Origin of the sequence: Ferribacterium limneticum (genome assembly GCF_020510565.1) — a bacterium.
In the GTDB taxonomy this organism is placed as follows: domain Bacteria; phylum Pseudomonadota; class Gammaproteobacteria; order Burkholderiales; family Rhodocyclaceae; genus Azonexus; species Azonexus limneticus_B.
On the sequence record NZ_CP075189.1, the window covers coordinates 1600366 to 1613815 of the forward strand.

At 59.9% G+C, this 13450-nt stretch carries 16 protein-coding genes; 9 read left to right on the top strand and 7 right to left on the bottom strand.

The window, feature by feature from the left end; genetic code table 11:
• Positions 1–13: 13 nt before the first annotated feature.
• The 4 genes from ilvN to KI610_RS07720 all read left to right on the top strand — a co-directional run bounded on the left by ilvN (position 14) and on the right by KI610_RS07720 (position 4028).
• On the top strand, positions 14–505 hold the full coding sequence (gene ilvN, locus KI610_RS07705) for an acetolactate synthase small subunit (RefSeq protein ID WP_226498069.1): 492 nt from the start codon (positions 14–16) through the stop codon (positions 503–505).
• A gap of 24 nt (positions 506–529) precedes the next feature.
• The gene (ilvC, locus tag KI610_RS07710) at positions 530–1546 is read left to right on the top strand and encodes a ketol-acid reductoisomerase (protein ID WP_226498070.1); all 1017 of its coding nucleotides are present in this window, start codon (positions 530–532) and stop codon (positions 1544–1546) included.
• A gap of 175 nt (positions 1547–1721) precedes the next feature.
• Positions 1722–2474, top strand: a complete 753-nt coding sequence (gene pssA / locus KI610_RS07715) for a CDP-diacylglycerol--serine O-phosphatidyltransferase (RefSeq protein ID WP_226498071.1) — start codon at positions 1722–1724, stop codon at positions 2472–2474.
• A gap of 12 nt (positions 2475–2486) precedes the next feature.
• Entirely contained in the window at positions 2487–4028 is a 1542-nt protein-coding gene (locus tag KI610_RS07720; protein WP_226498072.1) for a 2-isopropylmalate synthase, read from the top strand.
• A gap of 31 nt (positions 4029–4059) precedes the next feature.
• Here KI610_RS07720 and KI610_RS07725 read toward each other — a convergent pair whose 3' ends face one another.
• Both KI610_RS07725 and wrbA read right to left on the bottom strand, forming a co-directional pair.
• Positions 4060–4431, bottom strand: coding sequence for a DUF2069 domain-containing protein (locus tag KI610_RS07725; protein ID WP_404827484.1), 372 nt, complete (start codon positions 4429–4431; stop codon positions 4060–4062).
• A gap of 2 nt (positions 4432–4433) precedes the next feature.
• Positions 4434–5024 (bottom strand): NAD(P)H:quinone oxidoreductase, encoded by a 591-nt coding sequence (gene wrbA, locus KI610_RS07730; protein WP_226498073.1) that lies wholly within the window; start codon positions 5022–5024, stop codon positions 4434–4436.
• 105 nt (positions 5025–5129) lie between these two features.
• On the opposite strand from wrbA, the gene KI610_RS07735 reads away from it, so the two are divergent.
• Complete coding sequence (locus tag KI610_RS07735; RefSeq protein WP_264179206.1) at positions 5130–5879, top strand: YhjD/YihY/BrkB family envelope integrity protein; 750 nt, start codon at positions 5130–5132, stop codon at positions 5877–5879.
• On the opposite strand, the gene KI610_RS07740 is transcribed toward KI610_RS07735, so the two are convergent.
• Entirely contained in the window at positions 5857–7365 is a 1509-nt protein-coding gene (locus tag KI610_RS07740; RefSeq protein ID WP_226498075.1) for a hypothetical protein, read from the bottom strand. The two genes, KI610_RS07735 and KI610_RS07740, sit on opposite strands and share 23 nt — an antisense overlap.
• 165 nt (positions 7366–7530) lie before the next feature.
• Here KI610_RS07740 and rpsP point away from each other — a divergent pair, with 165 nt between their 5' ends.
• From rpsP to rplS, 4 genes are read left to right on the top strand one after another with little or no spacing between them, the layout of a single operon-like run.
• A complete protein-coding gene (gene rpsP, locus KI610_RS07745) occupies positions 7531–7785 on the top strand; it encodes a 30S ribosomal protein S16 (protein ID WP_226400845.1) in 255 nt (84 codons plus the stop codon).
• 8 nt (positions 7786–7793) lie between these two features.
• Positions 7794–8306, top strand: coding sequence for a ribosome maturation factor RimM (gene rimM, locus KI610_RS07750; RefSeq protein WP_226498076.1), 513 nt, complete (start codon positions 7794–7796; stop codon positions 8304–8306).
• Complete coding sequence (gene trmD, locus KI610_RS07755; RefSeq protein WP_226498077.1) at positions 8303–9067, top strand: tRNA (guanosine(37)-N1)-methyltransferase TrmD; 765 nt, start codon at positions 8303–8305, stop codon at positions 9065–9067. The genes rimM and trmD overlap by 4 nt, the downstream gene beginning before the upstream one ends.
• A 25-nt stretch (positions 9068–9092) precedes the next feature.
• Complete coding sequence (rplS, locus tag KI610_RS07760) at positions 9093–9473, top strand: 50S ribosomal protein L19 (RefSeq protein ID WP_226498078.1); 381 nt, start codon at positions 9093–9095, stop codon at positions 9471–9473.
• Between the two features lie 134 nt (positions 9474–9607).
• Here rplS and folE2 read toward each other — a convergent pair whose 3' ends face one another.
• From folE2 to xseB, 4 genes are read right to left on the bottom strand one after another with little or no spacing between them, the layout of a single operon-like run.
• Positions 9608–10426 carry a GTP cyclohydrolase FolE2 gene (gene folE2 / locus KI610_RS07765; RefSeq protein ID WP_226498079.1) on the bottom strand — a complete coding sequence of 273 codons (819 nt, stop codon included), beginning with the start codon at positions 10424–10426 and terminating at the stop codon, positions 9608–9610.
• An 18-nt stretch (positions 10427–10444) separates the two neighbouring features.
• Entirely contained in the window at positions 10445–12301 is a 1857-nt protein-coding gene (gene dxs / locus KI610_RS07770; protein WP_226498080.1) for a 1-deoxy-D-xylulose-5-phosphate synthase, read from the bottom strand.
• Positions 12301–13194 carry a polyprenyl synthetase family protein gene (locus KI610_RS07775; RefSeq protein ID WP_226498081.1) on the bottom strand — a complete coding sequence of 298 codons (894 nt, stop codon included), beginning with the start codon at positions 13192–13194 and terminating at the stop codon, positions 12301–12303. Before KI610_RS07775 ends, dxs begins: the two co-directional genes overlap by 1 nt.
• Positions 13191–13430, bottom strand: coding sequence for an exodeoxyribonuclease VII small subunit (xseB, locus tag KI610_RS07780; RefSeq protein ID WP_226498082.1), 240 nt, complete (start codon positions 13428–13430; stop codon positions 13191–13193). Before xseB ends, KI610_RS07775 begins: the two co-directional genes overlap by 4 nt.
• Positions 13431–13450 lie beyond the last annotated feature (20 nt).

Consider the following 13450-nt stretch of genomic DNA (forward strand, 5'->3'; position numbering starts at 1 on the left):
GAGGAAAAGAAAAATGCGACACATCATTTCCATCCTGATTGAAAACGAAGCGGGTGCACTTTCCCGCGTGGCCGGGCTGTTCTCAGCACGTGGCTACAACATTGAATCGCTGACCGTGGCACCGACGGAAGATCCCTCGCTGTCCCGGATGACCATCCTGACTTCCGGCTCCGACGAGGTGCTTGAACAGATCACGAAACAGCTCAACAAGCTGATCGACGTGGTCAAGGTGGTCGATCTCTCCGAAGCTGCTCATGTCGAGCGCGAACTGATGCTGATCAAGGTTCGCGCCACCGGCAAGGACCGCGAAGAGATGAAGCGCATGGCCGATATTTTCCGTGGTCGCATCATCGACGTTACGGAATCGACCTATGTCATCGAGTTGACTGGCGCCAGTTCCAAGCTTGACTCATTCATCGCCGCGCTTGATGCCGGCCTGATTCTCGAAACCGTCCGTACCGGCGTCTGTGGCATCGGTCGCGGTGATCGTATTCTCAAAGTTTAACTATCTGTCTATAAAGAGGATTTCATGAAAGTTTATTACGACAAGGACGCCGATCTCTCCCTCATCAAGGGCAAGAAGGTCACCATCGTTGGTTACGGCTCGCAGGGCCATGCCCACGCCCAGAACCTCAGGGATTCCGGCGTCAAGGTCACCGTTGGCCTGCGCAAGGAAGGCGCTTCCTGGAAGAAGGCCGAAGCGGCCGGCCTGAAGGTCGAAGAAATTGCCAAGGCCGTCAAGGGCGCCGATGTGGTCATGATCCTGTTGCCAGATGAGAACATTCCGCAGGTATATAACGAAGAAGTTGCCCCGAACATGAAGAAGGGCGCTGCCCTGGCCTTCGCCCACGGCTTCAACGTGCATTACAACCAGGTCGTGCCGCGCGCCGACGTGGACGTCATCATGGTCGCCCCGAAGGGCCCCGGCCATACCGTGCGTTCCGAGTACCTCAAGGGTGGCGGCGTGCCGTCCCTGATCGCTGTGTACCAGGACGTCACCAAGAAGGCCAAGGATATTGCCTTGTCGTATGCTGCTGCCAACGGCGGCACCAAGGGTGGCGTCATTGAAACCAACTTCCGCGAAGAAACCGAAACCGACCTGTTCGGCGAGCAGGCTGTTCTCTGCGGCGGCGCTGTCGAGCTGGTCAAAATGGGCTTCGAAACCCTGACCGAAGCCGGCTACGCCCCGGAAATGGCCTACTTCGAGTGCCTGCACGAACTCAAGCTGATCGTCGACCTGATGTACGAAGGCGGCATCGCCAACATGAACTACTCGATCTCCAACAACGCCGAGTTCGGTGAGTACGTGACCGGTAGCGAAGTTATCAACGAGCAATCCCGTGCCGCCATGCGCAATGCGCTGAAGCGTATCCAGAACGGTGACTATGCCAAGATGTTCATTCTCGAAGGCCGTACCAATTACCCGGCCATGACGGCCCGCCGTCGTTTGAATGCTGAACATCCGATCGAGACGGTTGGTTCCACGCTGCGCGACATGATGCCGTGGATCAAGAAGAATAAGCTGGTCGATCAGTCCAAGAACTAATTGGCCAGTCGCGGGCTCGGTAGCGCGTTGTTGCTTACGCTTGCCGTACTAACGTACTGTCTGGGCGTGCGCGCCTAGCGCTACCTTCGCTTTGGGCGGTGTGGGAAACCTCACCGCCCAAGTTGTTTGGGGGATAGGTGTATCCTTGCACCATTCTGGATAATTCTTTTTGCCAATGACCGAACTCAAACCCCGTAAATCGCTGTTCAATCCTGAAGTGAAACGGCGCGGTATTTATCTGTTGCCAAACCTGTTCACTACGGCGGCCTTGTTTGCCGGCTTTTTTGCCATCGTGCAGGCAATGCAGGGCGACTTTGAGCGGGCGGCGATGGCGATCTTCATCGCCATGGTCCTCGACGGGCTGGATGGCCGAGTGGCGCGCCTGACCAATACGCAGTCGGCTTTTGGTGCCGAATATGATTCGTTGTCCGACATGGTCAGCTTTGGCGCAGCACCGGCGCTGGTTATGTACGAATGGGCGTTACGCGATATGGGGCGTCTGGGCTGGATTGCTGCGTTTATTTACTGCGCAGGGGCTGCCTTGCGCCTGGCGCGGTTCAATACCACGCTGGAGGTCATGGATAAGCGTTATTTCCAGGGTTTGCCCTCGCCGGCTGCGGCGGCGCTGGTGGCTGGCCTGGTATGGGTATGCATTGAAACCGGCGTGGCCGGCAGCGATGTACGCTGGCTGGCCTGTGTGCTGACGGTGTTTGCCGGCGTGACCATGGTCTCCAATATTCGCTTTTACAGCTTCAAGGACATCAATCTCAAGAAAAGCGTGCCTTTTTTCGTGATTGCGGCGATTGCCTTGGGGTTTGCTCTGGTCGCCTATAGCCCCGAAATTGCCCTGTTCGGCTTCTTCGTCATTTATGGTTTGTCGGGCTATGTTCAGGCTGCGATCGGCCTGCTCAAACGGAAAGCCCCGTAGTTCGGAGTACTTATGAAACAGCATCTGGTTATTTTTGATACGACCCTGCGTGACGGCGAGCAGAGTCCGGGCGCATCGATGACGCGGGAAGAGAAGATCCGTGTTGCCCGCCAACTCGAAAAGATGCGGGTCGATGTCATTGAGGCCGGTTTTGCCGCCGCTTCGCCGGGGGATTTTGAATCCATCCAGGCCATCGCGCACGCTATCAAGGATTCGACGATTTGTTCGCTGGCGCGCGCCAACGAAAACGACATAAGCCGGGCTGGCGAGGCGATCAAGCAGGCGAAGTCAGGCCGCATTCACACCTTCATTGCAACCTCCCCTATCCATATGGAGAAGAAGCTGCGCATGTCCCCGGATCAGGTCGTCGAGCAGGCGGTCAAGTCGATCGGCTGGGCGCGGCAATATACCGACGACATCGAGTTCTCGGCCGAGGATGCCGGGCGTTCGGAAATCGACTTCCTGTGCCGCATTTTCGAAGCGGTCATCAAGGCGGGGGCGAAGACTATCAACGTGCCGGATACGGTTGGTTACGCCATTCCGTTCCAGTACGCCGAAACCATGCGCCAGTTGATTGAGCGCGTGCCGAATGCGGACAAGGTGGTGTGGTCGGTGCACTGCCACAACGACCTCGGGTTGGCGGTTTCCAATTCGCTGGCTGCCGTGCTGGCCGGGGCGCGTCAGGTCGAATGTACGATCAATGGTCTGGGTGAGCGCGCCGGCAATGCGGCACTTGAAGAAATTGTCATGGCGGTGCGTACCCGTCCGGATATTTTCGAGCTCGAAACGCGCATCGATACAACGCAGATCGTCCCGGCTTCCAAGCTGATCTCGCAGATCACCGGCTACCCGGTGCAGCCGAACAAGGCTGTTGTGGGGGCCAATGCCTTTGCGCACGAGTCGGGTATTCATCAGGATGGCGTGCTCAAGCATCGCGAAACCTACGAAATCATGCGCGCCCAGGATGTGGGCTGGTCGCAGAACAAACTGGTTCTTGGCAAGCACTCCGGGCGCAATGCTTTCAAGAGTCGCCTGCAGGAACTGGGCATCGAGCTGGAGAGCGATGAAGCCGTCAACGCCGCCTTCGCCCGCTTCAAGGAATTGGCTGACCGTAAGCACGAAATCTTCGATGAAGACCTGCACGCGCTGGTTTCCGATGAGGTGGTGACGCCTGACCAAGAGCATTACAAGCTGCTCTATTCGCATGTCTGTTCTGAAACAGGCGAGATGCCCCATGCCAAGGTGATCCTCAGCGTTGGCGGGGTCGAGCAGAAGGGTGAAGCCGAGGGTGGTGGTCCGGTCGATGCGACCTTCAAGGCAATCGAGAGCATCGTCAATAGCGGTGCGCAGTTGATGCTTTACTCGGTCAACGCGATCACTACCGGTACTGATGCCCAGGGTGAAGTGACGACGCGTCTGACCAAGGCTGACCGCGTGGTTAACGGCAACGGCGCCGATACCGATATCGTCATCGCCTCAGCGCGTTCCTATCTGAATGCCCTGAACAAACTACACTCTTCGCTCGATAAGGTTAAGGCCCAAGGCGACGTCTGATCGCCAGCGCCGCACCCAATCAAAAGCCGCTTCAGCTCTGCTGGGCGGCTTTTTCTTCTTTGGGGCCGCGGGTGGCGCGGACGAAGAGGATGGTCAAGACGAATAGAGCGGCAGCCAGCGTTGTTTCGGCGATGGCCAGCTGCTGGATCAACCCGTGGTCGCTGGTGGCGCGCAGCAGTCCTTCCATGAGGTAAAACTGGATGAACAGCGACAGCCATTTGTAGGTGTAGCGTTTGCCGCGCAGGATGCCGAACAGCGGAATGAGCAGGAAAGCACCTTTGAGCACCATCCATGAGCCGCCCGGCTTGAGCGGCGCCAGCCAGCCTTCCCAGGCCAGGCAGAGGAAAATCAGCGCGATGAGGCAGGCGCTGGCGGCAATCTGGTAGCGGGTGGCGATTCTCACGGTCAACTCAATTTTTTGGCTAAATTTGAAATGCGTTGCCCCTGGACGAAGGCCAGCCGGCTTTCGGCTTCGCTCAACATGGGGCTACCAGTGGCGCCGGCAACATGGCTGGGGCCATAGGGCGTGCCGCCGGTGCTGGTCGAAGAAAGTTCGGGCTCGGTGAAAGGCAGGCCCATGATCAGCATGCCGTGATGGAGCAGGGGCAGCATCATCGACAGCAGGGTGCTTTCGTTACCGCCGTGCTGGCTGCCGCTGGAGGTGAAGACGCAGGCCGGCTTGCCGGCCAGTGTGCCGTTTAGCCAGCTGGCGATGGTGCCGTCCCAGAAATACTTCATCGGGGCTGCCATGTTGCCGAAGCGGACCGGGCTACCCAGCGCCAGACCAATGCACTCGTCGAGGTCAGACAGTTCGACGTAAGGTGCGCCGGAGTCCGGAACGCCCGGTTCGGTCGCTTCACAAGTGGTTGAAACGCGGGGCACGGTACGCAGGCGGGCCTGCATGCCAGGAACGGATTCGATGCCGCAGGCGATACGTTCGGCTAACGCGCGGACCGAACCACGGTGGCTGTAATAGAGGACGAGGATGTCTTGCATGGTCGGCTATTATACGGCCCCATGCAAAACCACTCCCGATCTCGTCGCGGCGGCCTGAAGCAGGCAAAGAGCGTGGGCATTTTTCGACGCTTTCATAGCGAGAACATGATGCAGACCAGCTCGGCTCTGGCCTTCACGACCCTGATGGCATTGGTCCCCTTGGTGGCAGTCGTGCTCTCGGTGGCCGGGGCCATTCCTTTCCTTGATTCACTGGTGGCGCGGCTCGATCTTTTGATTCGTGAGGCCTTGCTGCCACCCGGTGCAGCGGGGGCCATTGCCGGCAACATTGGCAAGTTTTCGCACAAGGCGCAGCGCTTGACGCTGGCCGGCATTGCGGTGCTGAGCGTCACTGCATTCCTGCTCATGAACACCATCGAGCGGGCGTTCAATCACCTCTGGCAAGTCCAGCCGCGGCCCTTGCTGGCTCGCTTGCGCTTGTACGCTTTCGTGATGGCCGTCTGGCCTTTCGTTTTGGGGGCGGTGGCCGGTGCGATGTCGTTTGCCGTGACGACATCGCTGGGCTGGTTCGACGAGCCGGTCTGGTTCCGGCGCTTTGCCCTGAAAGCTGTCGCAGTGGTGCTGCTTGGCCTGTTTTTCTCGTTTCTTTATTACGCAGTTCCGAATGCCCAGGTTACGCGGCGCGCTGCGTTGACCGGCGGTATTTTTGCCACGCTGGCCTTCTCGGTCATGCAAAAAGTGTTTGAAGTCTTTCTGGTCAGCTCGGCCATGCTCAAAAGCATCTACGGCGCGTTTGCCGTCTTTCCGGTATTCCTTGTCTGGCTCCACCTGTCGTGGGCGGTGGTCCTCTTTGGCGGCCTGGTCGCCGCCAGCCTCAATCGTCCGGCAAGACGCTGAAAATTTCGATGGCGCTGGTCTGCTCATCGAGACTGGTAGCCTGAACTTCGCGAACTTCCAGATTGTCGGCCTCGATCAAGACGATGATTCGCCGGGTATTTTCTCTTAACAGGCCAGCCGGGACCACCAGTGACTGCGTCGGCCGCAATGGTGGCGTGGCAGGGAGGATGAGCGCGGCAATATTGCTCGACTCCAGGGCGTAGGTATGGGTGATTTCCACGGCGGTAGCCCGGGGGGCCAGTATCTGCAAACCCAGTTCAATGTGTTCGGGGTTCTCCGATACGGCCCAGCGGATAATGCAGACGTGCCACGTCGGCGTCACCTCGGAGTGGTCACCCAGGGCCTGCAGGGCAACAATGTCGCCAACACGCAGGTACTGGGTTTGCCCCGACATGTGCATCAACGAGAAGCCATCAGGGCTTTCGTTGGTGATCATCCATTCGCTCAGCTCCGTTGGCGTTTGCCGGGACTTCATCAGGTGCCAGAGATTGCCGAGGCCGGAACAAAGGTTGGCGCGATAGGACTGGCGCCGACGCGAGAAGCGTCGCTTGCTGGGGTGTCCCCAGAGCCGGTTCAGGCGCAACAGCGTACTCGGACCGACGCTGGTATCGGCGAATGGCGGCAGGCCCAGTGTCTCGGCGGGAATTCCCTGGAGGAGTGCGGTGCGTTGTTTCAGGGCAATTTCGGCAATGGCGTCGCAGGAAAAATAGAGCACCCTGGCATCCGGCGTCGGGATCCGCCGGATCAGTGCATGGGCCGGAAAGTCCTTGTCGAGATCGACCCAGAAAATGCCACCGCTGTCGAGCGGCGGGCTTTCGAGAAGATCAATGGGTGGGATGCAGTCGCTGATGAACTTGTTGATGAATTCGAGTTCTGGCGGTGAGAATGAAGCTGGCTGCGCCGCTGCGGCCAGCAGAATGCCGGTATAAATCTGGCGAATGCTCGGCGTGCCTTGTGGCCCGGGAAAGTCTTCAAGGCCAAGGCGCCGTGCCGTGAAAAATGCCGAATGCAACACTTGCCAGAGGCCGGGTGACGGCGGGGCGGCAATCAAATGGGTGATCCGGACCTGCCAGCCTATCGTGTGCATTGCCCGCCGCAGGGATGTATGGGGTACGCGTGACGAGCTCGGTCCTTCTGGGTCGAACAGCTCGGCCAGGGTGTTGAAATAATCCTGCGTCAGGGTTTCGAGCACATCGAGCAGAATGCGGACACGCTGACGCTGCTTGCGGGAAATGGGCAGGGATACCTCATTCAGGCGCGGCAATTCGCCGTTGGCGACGCGTTCGGCCTGGCCAAAGAGCAGGTCGAGCAATTTCAGGCGCTGGGAGTTGGGAACGGGTGCCTCACGCAGCAGCAGAAGCTGGCGATAGAGTTGATCAGCGTCGTCAGAGCCGGTTCTTCCATGTGCCAGAGCCAGCCATTCAAGAATGCTCTTGATGTTGGCGTCGGGGGCGGCTGGTGAAAGGGTGTCCGGTGAAGTGATCATGGCTTGCGCAGAATAACAAAAATTTACGTTTTCGCCATTGGCGTGCCTCCGTTTACGAACAGTGATCTGCTATCCGGCAGTATTTTCCAATTCCTAAGTGGCTTGTTTTTCCTTGGTAAAGCGCTATAATTCCGGGTCTTTTTTCCAGCTAACGAAAGTATTCCCATGGTTGTTATCCGTCTTGCCCGTGGTGGCGCCAAGAAGCGCCCGTTCTACAACATGGTTGTTACCGATTCCCGCAATCGTCGTGACGGTCGTTTCGTTGAGCGTGTCGGCTTCTACAACCCGGTTGCTTCCGGCAATGCAGAGTCGCTGCGTATTTCCGTCGATCGTCTGGCCTACTGGCAGAGCAATGGCGCCCAGCTGTCCCCGACTGTTGCCCGTCTGGTCAAGCAGCACGCTGCTCAGCAAGCCGCCTAAGTTTTGTTTTGACCGGCAACGATATCGTCGTACTGGGTCGGCTGGCCGACCCCTACGGGATTCAGGGCTGGCTTTGGTTGTACCCCTTCGGGGATGATCCGCTGGCCTGGGCAGAGATGCCCGTCTGGTGGATTGCGCGAGAAGGTGAGCCGTGGCGCGAATGCAGGCTGAAAAGCCTGAAAGCTCACGGTAACGGTGTAGTGGTGCTGTTGGATGGCGTTGCTGATCGTTCTGCCGCTGAATCGATGAAGGGTATTCTGGTCGGGGCGCCGCGCGAAGCGCTGCCAACGACTGACAAGAATGAGTTTTACTGGACTGATCTGATTGGTCTGGATGTCATCAATACCGCTGACGAGCGGCTCGGCAAGGTAGTCGGGTTGATCGAAACCGGGGCCAATGCCGTTTTGCGCGTCATGGGCGATGACCAGGTCGAGCGCCTTTTGCCGTTTGTTTCGGCTGTGGTGCTGACTGTCGAGAAGGAAGCCGGACAGATTCGAGTGGAGTGGGGCAGCGACTGGTGATCCGGTTTGACTGCATTACCCTCTTTCCGGAGATGTTCGTGGCGGTAACGGAAAGTGGCATTACCCGTCGGGCGCTGGAAGAGCTGCGCTGGCAGTGGCAAGGCTGGAATCCTCGCGATTTCGCCGAGAACACCTGGCGACGGGTCGATGATCGTCCTTTCGGCGGTGGGCCGGGCATGCTGATGCAGCCGGGGCCGCTGGAGAAGGCGATTGCTGCAGCCAAGACGCAGCAGCGTGAGGCGGGGCTGGCGAAGAGCCGGGTCATCTACCTCTCGCCGCAGGGCGCGCCGCTCACCCACGAACGGGTGATGCAGTTGGCGACGGGCGATGAAGGGCTGATCCTTCTTTGCGGTCGTTATGAAGGAATTGACGAGCGGCTGATCGAGCGCTGTGTCGATGAAGAAATTTCGATCGGGGATTTTGTGCTTTCCGGTGGCGAGTTGCCGGCGATGGCCTTGATAGACGCCGTTGTCCGCCAGTTGCCGGGAGTGCTCGGAGATGCCGCTTCGGCATTGGAAGATTCGTTTGTCGGTGGTTTGCTGGATTGTCCGCACTACACCCGCCCAGAGGTTTATGAGGGCGAGGCGGTGCCGGCGGTTTTGCTTTCAGGAGACCACAAAAAAATTCGACGCTGGCGGCTTAAACAGTCGCTGGCCCGAACCCGGCAGCGCCGGCCGGATTTACTGGCGCACCGCAGTTTGACCGCGGAAGAAACGCAACTACTCACGGAAATTTCCGGAGAGGAGCAATGCGGTGAGTAAGTGTTTATAAATTAAAGGATCTCACATGAACCTGATTGAACAGTTGGAAAAAGAAGAAATTGCTCGTCTGGGCAAGACCATTCCTGATTTCGCACCGGGCGACACCATCGTCGTGCAAGTGAAGGTCAAGGAAGGTAACCGCGAGCGTCTGCAGGCTTACGAAGGCGTCGTTATCGCCAAGCGTAACCGCGGCCTGAACTCTGCTTTCACCGTGCGCAAGATATCGTCTGGTGAAGGCGTCGAGCGTACTTTCCAGACCTATTCCCCGCTGGTCGCTTCGGTCGAAGTGAAGCGCCGTGGTGATGTCCGCCGCGCCAAGCTGTACTACCTGCGCGAGCGTTCTGGCAAGTCGGCACGTATCAAGGAAAAGCTGGTCCGCAAGGAAAAGCCGGTCGCTGCTGCTTAAGCGATTGTTCCGGATTGAAAAAGGGCGCCTCGGCGCCCTTTTTTATTGATTTCGATTTTGGTCAATTTTTACGGTAGACCGTAGCAAGCCCGGTTGACCGTGGAAGTCACGTTTGTGACCTCCATCGTCCCAAATCAGCTCGCGCAGTGTGCGCTGGGGTTCTTCTTGTCGTTCTCGATCAGGGCGTAGGCCGAGTGATTGTGGATCGACTCGAAATTCTCGGATTCGACGACGTAGGCATCGACACGCACTTCGGCATTGAGACGGGCGGCGACGTCGCGGACCATGTCTTCGACGAACTTGGGATTGTCGTAGGCGCGTTCGGTGACGTACTTTTCGTCCGGGCGCTTGAGCAGGCCGAATAGTTCGCAGGAGGCTTCCTGCTCGACGAGCTGGACGATTTCCTCGATCCAGACGAAGTCGTTGGTGCGGGCCGTGACGGTGACGTGCGAGCGCTGGTTGTGGGCACCGTACTCGGAGATTTTCTTCGAGCAGGGGCACAGGCTGGTCACCGGCACGACGACCTTGACCGAGGTGGCGATTTCACCGTGGCAGATGTCGCCGATGAAGGTGACATCGTAGTCCATCAGGCTCTGGACACCGGAAATGGGCGCCGTCTTGTTGATGAAATACGGGAAGTTCATCTCGATGTGCCCGGTTTCGGCTTCGAGCTTGGCGACCATGTCGCGCAGCATGACCGGAAAGTTTTCGACCGAGATTTCGCGTTCGTGGCTGTTCAGGATCTCCACGAAGCGCGACATGTGCGTGCCCTTGAAGTTGTGCGGCAGGCCAACGTACATGTTGAACATGGCGATGGTGTGCTGGACGCCAGTCGATTTGTCCTGGACCTTGATCGGGTGGCGGATGGACTTGATGCCGACCTTGTTGATGGCGATGTGGCGCGTGTCGACGGTGTTCTGGACGTCAGCGATAGGGGCGTTCGGGGTGTTCATGGGCTGTTCTTCAATGAATTATTGTGGGGTGGTCCTGGCCCGTACTGCACGTACGATGCCGTCCTTGTCGAGGCCGAGTTCGGCCAGCAATTGTCCTTGTTCGCCGTGGTCGATGAAGCGGTCGGGCAGGCCGAGGCGAAGCACCGGCACGTTCAGTCCGCGTTCCGCCAGCACGCGCTCGATTTCCGAGCCGGCGCCGCCGATCACAGCGTTTTCTTCGACGCTGACAAGCAGCGAATGGTTCCCGGCCAGTTCGACAATCAGATCGACATCGAGCGGTTTGACGAAGCGCATGTTGGCGACCGTGGCATCAAGTTCCTCGCCAGCGGCTAGCGCGGCCGGGACGAGACTGCCGAAAGCGAGCAAGGCGACGTCCTTGCCGCGGCGGCGAATTTCGCCCTTGCCAACGGGCAGCGTGTCGAGATTGCATGCCGGAACCTTGCCGGTACCGCCACCGCGCGGGTAACGGACCATGCTCGGGCCATCCAGCCCATAAGCGGTGGATAGCATCTGGCGGCATTCGGCTTCATCGGCTGGCGCCATGACGACCATGTTCGGGATGCAGGTGACGAAGGAGAGGTCGAAGGTGCCGTGGTGCGTCGGGCCATCGGCGCCAACCAGACCGCCGCGGTCGACCGCGAAAACGACGGGCAGATTCTGCAGGGCGACGTCATGCACCAACTGGTCATAGCCGCGCTGCAGGAAGGTCGAGTAGATGGCGACGACCGGCTTCAATCCCTCGCAGGCCAGACCGGCGGCGAAGGTGACGGCGTGCTGTTCGGCGATACCGACATCAAAATAGCGGTCGGCATGTTCGGCCGAGAAGCGCACCATGCCCGAGCCTTCGCGCATGGCCGGGGTGATGGCGACGAGCCGCGAATCGGCCTTGGCCATGTCGCACAGCCAGTCGCCGAAAACCTGCGTGTAGGTCAGCTTGGCGGGGCCCTTGGCAGACTGGATGCCGTCGCAGGCGGTGAACTTGCCGACGCCGTGGTAAAGAATCGGGTCGTTCTCGGCCAGCTTGTAGCCTTGGCCCTTCTTGGTGATGACGTGCAGGAACTTCGGACCCTTGAGTTTCTTGAGGTTTTCCAGCGTCGGGATCAGGGCGTCGAGGTCGTGGCCGTCGATCGGGCCGTAGTAATGGAAGCCGAACTCCTCGAACAGCGTGCCGGGGGCAATCATGCCCTTGACGTGTTCTTCGGCGCGGCGCGCCAGTTCGAGCAGCGGCGGGGCGAAGCCGAGCATGTGGCGACCGGCCTCGCGGGCGACGTTGTAGGTCTTGCTCGAGGTCAGGCGGGTCAGGATGTTGTTGAGCGCACCGACCGGCGGCGAGATCGACATCTCGTTGTCGTTGAGGATGACCAGCATGTCGGCATCGGCGACGCCGGCGTTGTTCATGGCTTCGAAGGCCATGCCGGCCGACATCGCGCCGTCGCCGATGATGGCGATGGCCTTGCGGTCCTCGCCCTTGTGTTTGGCGGCCAGCGCCATGCCGAGGGCGGCGGAGATCGAGGTCGACGAATGGCCGACGCCGAAGGTGTCGTACGGGCTCTCGGCGCGTTTCGGGAAGCCGGAAACGCCGCCGTGCATGCGCAGCGTGCTCATTCCTTCGCGGCGGCCGGTCAGGATCTTGTGGGCGTAGCACTGGTGGCCGACGTCCCAGACCAGGCGGTCTTCAGGCGTGTTGAAGACGGCGTGCAGGGCGATGGTCAGTTCGACCGTGCCGAGGTTGGACGACAGGTGGCCGCCGGTTTTCGAGACGGAGTCGATGAGGAAGGCGCGCAGTTCGGTCGCCAGTTGCGGCAATTGCTTGCGGTCCAGCCGGCGCAGGTCGGCCGGGCTGTTGATGCTTTCAAGCAGGCGGGAAGCGGTCATTAGAATTGCCGATGGCAGATGAAGTCGGCCAGTTGGGTCAGCCGGGCTGCCCGTTCACCGAAAATGGAGAGGGCGTCTAGGGCGTCAGCGCGCAGTTCGTCGGCGTAGGCGCGGGCGGCTTCGAGGCCGAGCAGGCTGACGTAGGTCGGCTTGTCGGCCGCTTCGTCCTTGCCGGCAGTCTTGCCGAGGGTGGCGGTGCTGGCGGTGCAGTCGAGGATGTCGTCGACGACCTGGAAGAGCAGGCCGGCGCGCTTGGCGAAACGGTCGAGATTGGCGCGTTCCTCGGTTGAAAGCGGCTTGCCGGCCAGGGCGCCGAGGAGCACAGCGGCGCGGATCAGGGCACCGGTCTTCAGGGCGTGCATGAGTTCCAGCTCAGGCTGGTTGAGCGACTTGCCAACCGAGGCGAGGTCGATGGCCTGACCACCGGCCATGCCGCGCGAACCGCTGGCGTGGGCGAGCAGGGCGATCATTTCGAGTTGCTGTTTCGGTTCGCCGATGGGCTGGCTGGCGAGCAGTTCGAAGGCCAGCGTCTGCAGGCTGTCGCCGACGAGCAGGGCGGTCGGCTCGTCGAATTCGACGTGGCAGGTCGGCCGGCCGCGACGCAGCACGTCGTCGTCCATGCACGGCAGGTCGTCGTGCACCAGCGAATAGGCGTGGATCATTTCGACGGCGCTGGCGACGATGTCGAGCGTTTCCGGCGTGGCGCCGGTCAGTTGGCCGGCGGCGTGGGCGAGCAACGGGCGAACGCGCTTGCCACCACCGAGCGTGGCGTAGCGCATGGCGTCGTGCAGGCGGGCGGGGATGCAGTCGCTGCCTGGCAGGAAGCGGGCGAGGGCGGATTCGGCGCGGTCTTGCGTGACGGCCATCCATTCGGCAAACGGGGTGGCGCTCATTGCGCCTCCAGCGTCTTGCGGTCGACGTCCTTGAATTCGCCGTTTTCGAGGATGCGGATCTGTTCTTCGGCGTTGGCGAGCTGGCCCTGGCAGTGCTTCATGAGTTCCATGCCGCGCTTGTAGGCGGCGATGGAGGCTTCGAGCTCGAGTTTGCCGCCTTCCATGCTGGAGACGATGTTTTCGAGCTCGGCGAGTGCCGTCTCGAATTTCATGTCGGCGATGGGCTTTGTGGCCATGTTTGAGGCGATCAAGGAAA

Coding starts and splice junctions, on each gene's coding strand:
- ilvC (WP_226498070.1), top strand. CDS start 530: ATGAAAGTTTATTACGACAAGGACGCCGATCTCTCCCTCATCAAGGGC.
- wrbA (WP_226498073.1), bottom strand. CDS start 5,024: ATGCAAGACATCCTCGTCCTCTATTACAGCCACCGTGGTTCGGTCCGC.
- pssA (WP_226498071.1), top strand. CDS start 1,722: ATGACCGAACTCAAACCCCGTAAATCGCTGTTCAATCCTGAAGTGAAA.
- KI610_RS07740 (WP_226498075.1), bottom strand. CDS start 7,365: ATGATCACTTCACCGGACACCCTTTCACCAGCCGCCCCCGACGCCAAC.
- KI610_RS07775 (WP_226498081.1), bottom strand. CDS start 13,194: ATGAGCGCCACCCCGTTTGCCGAATGGATGGCCGTCACGCAAGACCGC.
- KI610_RS07735 (WP_264179206.1), top strand. CDS start 5,130: ATGATGCAGACCAGCTCGGCTCTGGCCTTCACGACCCTGATGGCATTG.
- xseB (WP_226498082.1), bottom strand. CDS start 13,430: ATGGCCACAAAGCCCATCGCCGACATGAAATTCGAGACGGCACTCGCC.
- dxs (WP_226498080.1), bottom strand. CDS start 12,301: ATGACCGCTTCCCGCCTGCTTGAAAGCATCAACAGCCCGGCCGACCTG.
- rpsP (WP_226400845.1), top strand. CDS start 7,531: ATGGTTGTTATCCGTCTTGCCCGTGGTGGCGCCAAGAAGCGCCCGTTC.
- ilvN (WP_226498069.1), top strand. CDS start 14: ATGCGACACATCATTTCCATCCTGATTGAAAACGAAGCGGGTGCACTT.
- folE2 (WP_226498079.1), bottom strand. CDS start 10,426: ATGAACACCCCGAACGCCCCTATCGCTGACGTCCAGAACACCGTCGAC.
- rplS (WP_226498078.1), top strand. CDS start 9,093: ATGAACCTGATTGAACAGTTGGAAAAAGAAGAAATTGCTCGTCTGGGC.
- KI610_RS07720 (WP_226498072.1), top strand. CDS start 2,487: ATGAAACAGCATCTGGTTATTTTTGATACGACCCTGCGTGACGGCGAG.